This window comes from Microbacterium sp. P2_F9, assembly GCF_056403635.1.
Genome location: NZ_JBFUFC010000242.1, coordinates 1 through 4,825, shown reverse-complemented (window position 1 = coordinate 4,825; position 4,825 = coordinate 1). Strand labels below are relative to the sequence as shown.

Sequence of the window (4,825 nt, the reverse complement as noted above, 5' to 3'; positions counted from 1 at the left end):
CTCGAGGGCCCGCCCGCCGTCGTCAGCGCGGCGCTGGCCGCTCTCCGCGGGGCGGTGCCGGAGCTCGACGACGAGGCGGTCCTCGGCCCGGTCGCGACCCCGGAGGCGGCTGCCCGCGCACTCGTGCGGTTCGACTACGCCCGCGGACCGCAGGTGACCGAAGCCCTGCGCGCTGCGGTCGTCCAGCAGTCTCTCAGCGCCCGCGCCAAGGCGAAGGGAAGGGCGCCGGGCGCGCGCAATACACTCAGAGTGCGGGTGGATGTGCCCGATCTCGACCTGTGAGGAGCCCCATGCGTCTCGTCTTCGCCGGGACGCCGGACGCAGCGGTTCCCTCGCTGCACCGGCTCGCGGCATCCGCGCACGACATCGTCGCCGTCGTCACGCGCACCGACGCTCCGCTGGGCCGCAAACGGATCCTGACTCCATCGCCGGTGGCCGTCGCCGCCGAGGACCTCGGTTACGCGACGATCAAGACCGATCGCCTGGATGCCGATGCCACCGCCCGGATCACCGCCCTGCGGCCGGATCTCGGGGTGATCGTCGCCTACGGCGGTCTCGTGCGGGAGCCGCTGCTGTCGGCACCGCTGCACGGCTGGATCAACCTGCACTTCTCGCTGCTGCCGCGCTGGCGCGGGGCGGCGCCCGTGCAGCACGCGCTGATCGCGGGGGATGCCGAGACCGGCGCCGCCGTCTTCCAGCTGGTGCCCGAGCTCGATGCGGGCGACGTGTTCGCTCAACTGCGCCGCGAGATCCCCGCCGATGCGACCAGCGCGTCCCTGCTCGCTCTGCTCGCCCATGAGGGCGCGGACATGCTGCTCGAAGTCGTCGAGGCGATCGCCGCCGGCACCGCCGTCGCCGTCCCGCAGGTCGGCGCGCCGACCCTCGCACCGAAGCTCGGCCTCGAAGACGGCCGGATCCGGTGGGATGAACCGCGCGAGAGCGTGCTCGCCCGCATCCACGGTGTGACCCCGGAGCCGGGCGCGCACACCACCCTCGACGGCGCACGCGTCAAGGTGCTGAGTGCCGCGCCTGCCCCCGATGCAGCACCCACTCTCGCTCCGGGAGCCCTCGCGCTGCACGAGAAGGCCGTGATMGCGGGCACCGCAACCGCCCCGATCGCCCTGCGGACGGTGCAGCCGGCCGGCAAGGGTGCGATGGCCGCCGCCGACTGGTGGCGCGGGCTGCGCAGCGACGCGCCGGTGGCCGGCTCATGAGCGCGAGCGCGCCACGCCAGGTCGCGTACGACGTCATCCGCGCCGTGCACGAGTCCGATGCCTACGCGAACCTGCTGCTGCCGAGGACGATGGAGCGCGCCGGACTCACCGGGGCCGACGCAGCGCTCGCGACCGAGCTGACCTACGGCACCCTCCGCAAGCAGGGCACCTACGACGCGATCATCTCGATCGCCGCGGATCGTCCCATTGCCGAGATAGACCCGGCCGTGCGTGACGCGCTGCGCCTGGGCGTGCACCAGCTGCTGTCGACGCGGGTCGCCTCCCATGCCGCGGTGCATGAATCCGTCGAACTCGTCCGGAATGCGGGTCGTGGCGCCTCGGGCTTCACCAACGCCGTGCTGCGGCGCATCTCCCGCGACACGCCGGGGGACTGGATGACGCGGGTCGAGCAGTCCGCCCGCTCCGACGACGAGCGGCTCGGCGTGGTCTTCTCTCATCCGGTCTGGATCGTCCGGGCATTCCGGCGCGCGCTGGCCGCGGAGGGCCGAGCTGACGAGCTCGAGGCCCTGCTGACCGCCGACAACGCGTCGCCCCGGGTGACCATGGCAGCGCTTCCCGATCTTGCGGACGTGCCGGAGGAGGCCCGCCGCACCCCGTACTCTCCGATCGGCTTCCGCCTCGGCGGTGGAGATCCCGAGTCGGTGATCCGCGAATCGGACGGGCTGCTGCGCGTCCAGGACGAAGGCTCGCAGCTCGCCGCACTCGCCCTGTCGCGCGCGGAGCCGGTGCGGCCCGGCGAGCGGTGGCTCGACCTCTGCGCCGGTCCGGGCGGCAAGACGGCCGTGCTCGCTGCCGAGGCACTGGCTGGGGGAGCGATCCTCGAGGCCAATGAGGTCTCGCCCGCACGCGCCGGTCTCGTTCGGCGTGCGATCGCGGGGATCCCGCTCGACGTCGACGTCTCCGAGCAGGATGGCCGGCTGCGTGCCATGGAGTCTCCCGGCGTCTACGACCGGATCCTCGTCGACGCCCCCTGCACAGGGCTGGGCGCGCTGCGTCGCCGGCCCGAAGCACGCTGGCGCAAGTCACCCGCCGATGTTCCGTCGCTCGTCGAGCTGCAGACCGAGCTGCTGAGCGCCGCCGTCGTGGCGCTGCGGCCGGGCGGCATCGTGGCCTACGTGACCTGCTCGCCCCATCTCGCCGAGACCGTCGGCGTCGTCGCCGAAGTGCGCCGGGCATTCGGCGACGTGATCGAGGAGCTCGACACTCGGGCCGTGATCGAGTCGCTGTCGGAAACCTCCCCGAACCTCGTGCCGGCGGCGGACGGCTCCGGGCGGGCCCAGCTGTGGCCGCACCGGCACAACACCGACGCGATGTCGATCAGCCTGCTTCGGCGGGTGTGACGCGCAGGGTCACTCCAGGATCCGGAATCCGGGGGCAGCCAGGTCGAACTGCGTGCGCAGGGCGACGAGTGCGGCGGGGTGCGAGCGCGCGAGCGCGCGCACGTCCAGCAGCAGCTCCGCGCCGGGCGGGGCCGACGCGGCAAGTTCGCTCAAGACCGCCAGCACCTGCTCGGTCCCCGCGAAGCCCAGCTCGCCGCCCAGTCGGATGACGCGCCCGGCCGGTGTGTGCTCGACCGAGATCGCGGGCTCCGAGAAATTCTCGTGCGGCTCGAGCAGATGCATCCCGAACTCTGTAGACAGGGCGCTCACGATCGCGCTTCCGCGGACGGTGTTGCCGTGCGCGTCCAGCCTCGGGCTGAACGCGGCCACCCCGAACTGCGACGGAGCGACGGCGAGGATGCCGCCCGCGACTCCGCTCTTGGCGGGCAGGCCCACGCGCAGCATCCACTCGCCGGAGAAGTCGTACATGCCGCAGCTGGACATGAGCGAGATGACGTCTCGGGCGACCCGCTCGCTGACGACTCTCTCGCCCGTCACCGGGTTCACCCCGCCGAACGCGAGCGTGCCGGCCATCGTCGCCAGATCGCGCACCGTGACCAGCACCGAGCACTGCCGGAAGTAGGTCTCGACCGCGAGCTCGACCGGAGCATCGACGATGCCGTGCGAGCGCATCAGATACGCCAACGCACGGTTGCGATCGCCCGTCGCGGACTCCGACGCGTACACGGCCTCGTCGATCCACAGCGACCTGCCCGCGAACGCCGACATCGTCGCGACGATCCGGGAGGTGCGCTCCTCGATGTCCATGYCGCGGATGAGACCCGTCGTGGCGATCGCGCCCGCGTTGACCAACGGGTTGGACGGACGCCCCGTGCCCGCCTCGAGACTGATCGCGTTGAACGGCTCTCCGCTGGGCTCGGCGCCGACGCGTTCGAGGACCTTGTCGAGCCCGAGGTCGCTGAGCGCGAGCGCGAGCACGAACGGTTTCGAAATGGACTGGATCGTGAAGTCGCTGTGGTCGTCGCCGACCGACCGCACCCGACCGCGTGAACCGACGATGGCGAGCGCGAGGCGCTCCGGGTCGGACTCGGCGAGTTGCGGGATGTAGCTGGCCGGAGCCCCACCCCCGAGCGGACGGGCGTCTTCGAGCACACCGTGCAGCAGCGACATGATGGGGTCCACGGCTCGACCATAATGGACGCGTGCTAACGGAACACGGCTCGGGCGGCGTCCGCATCAACCCGAGCGTGCTCGCCGCGGACTTCGTGAACATGCAGGCCGCCCTCGCCCGCATCGCCACCGCCGATTTCGTGCACGTGGACGTCATGGACAACCACTTCGTGCCCAACCTCACGTTCGGCCCGCAGATGGTCGAGCGCATCCAGGCCACCAGCCCGATTCCGCTCGACGTGCACCTGATGATCGCCGATCCCGATCGCTGGGCGCCGGAGTACGCCGAGCTCGGCGCAGCCTCGGTCACGTTCCATCTCGAGGCCGCCACCGAGCCGGTCGCCCTTGCCCGGCGGCTGCGCGCAATCGGTGCGCGAGCCGGCGTCGCCGTCAAGCCGGCCACCCCGGTCGAGGGGCTGTTCGACCTTCTCGACGATTTCGACCAGATCCTCGTGATGACGGTCGAGCCCGGCTTCGGCGGGCAGTCGTTCATGGCCGAGACCATGCCGAAGCTCCGCCGCCTGGCCGACGAGGCCCGTCGGCGCGGATCCGCGGTGTGGCTGCAGGTTGATGGGGGCATCTCGGCCTCGACGATCGAGCAGGCCGCTCTGGCCGGTGCCGACACCTTCGTCGCCGGCTCAGCCGTCTTCGGCGCCGCAGACCCGGGTGAAGCGATCGCCGCTCTGCGGTCCACCGCTTCCGCCGCACGCCGGCACACGCACTGAGCTGCTCACAGACTTCGCAGATTCGCGCCCAGTTCGCGCATCCCACCCGAATCCTGCGAGGTTGGCGCACAACTGCGAAGCCTGTGAACGCCCACGCCGCCCGTCACACCGCGCATCACCGCGCCGACCGGGCGATACCCTGGAACGGTGAAGACGTTCGATGCCCTGTTCGCCGAGCTCACCGCCAAGGCGGCCGAGCGCCCCGAAGGGTCGGGCACGGTGGCGGAGCTCGACGCCGGCGTCCACGCCATCGGCAAGAAGGTCGTCGAGGAAGCCGCCGAAGTGTGGATGGCCGCCGAGTACGAGTCATCGGATGCCGCAGCCGAGGAGATCTCGCAGCTGCTGTACCACCTGC

Annotated in this window: 5 protein-coding genes and 1 pseudogene; 5 read left to right on the top strand and 1 reads right to left on the bottom strand. The window is 71.5% G+C overall.

Annotation, left to right across the window (positions count from 1 at the left end):
* The 3 genes and pseudogenes from AC1DVT_RS17915 to AC1DVT_RS17905 form a co-directional block, all read left to right on the top strand.
* Positions 1-282 (top strand): annotated as a pseudogene (locus AC1DVT_RS17915) (primosomal protein N'); the annotation flags it as partial.
* Between the two features lie 8 nt (positions 283-290).
* Positions 291-1,214 carry a methionyl-tRNA formyltransferase gene (gene fmt / locus AC1DVT_RS17910; protein ID WP_477390492.1) on the top strand — a complete coding sequence of 308 codons (924 nt, stop codon included), beginning with the start codon at positions 291-293 and terminating at the stop codon, positions 1,212-1,214.
* Complete coding sequence (locus AC1DVT_RS17905) at positions 1,211-2,575, top strand: RsmB/NOP family class I SAM-dependent RNA methyltransferase (RefSeq protein WP_477390490.1); 1,365 nt, start codon at positions 1,211-1,213, stop codon at positions 2,573-2,575. Before fmt ends, AC1DVT_RS17905 begins: the two co-directional genes overlap by 4 nt.
* 9 nt (positions 2,576-2,584) lie before the next feature.
* On the opposite strand, the gene glsA is transcribed toward AC1DVT_RS17905, so the two are convergent.
* A complete protein-coding gene (glsA, locus tag AC1DVT_RS17900) occupies positions 2,585-3,757 on the bottom strand; it encodes a glutaminase A (RefSeq protein ID WP_477390488.1) in 1,173 nt (390 codons plus the stop codon).
* Between the two features lie 20 nt (positions 3,758-3,777).
* Here glsA and rpe point away from each other — a divergent pair, with 20 nt between their 5' ends.
* On the top strand, positions 3,778-4,470 hold the full coding sequence (gene rpe / locus AC1DVT_RS17895) for a ribulose-phosphate 3-epimerase (protein ID WP_477390486.1): 693 nt from the start codon (positions 3,778-3,780) through the stop codon (positions 4,468-4,470).
* A gap of 147 nt (positions 4,471-4,617) precedes the next feature.
* On the top strand, positions 4,618-4,825 hold a 208-nt coding region (locus AC1DVT_RS17890; protein WP_477390484.1), incomplete at its 3' end, for a phosphoribosyl-ATP diphosphatase.

What these genes read in the sequence shown, in the direction of transcription:
- AC1DVT_RS17905 (WP_477390490.1), top strand. Translation starts at nt 1,211, where the DNA reads ATGAGCGCGAGCGCGCCACGCCAGGTCGCGTACGACGTCATCCGCGCC.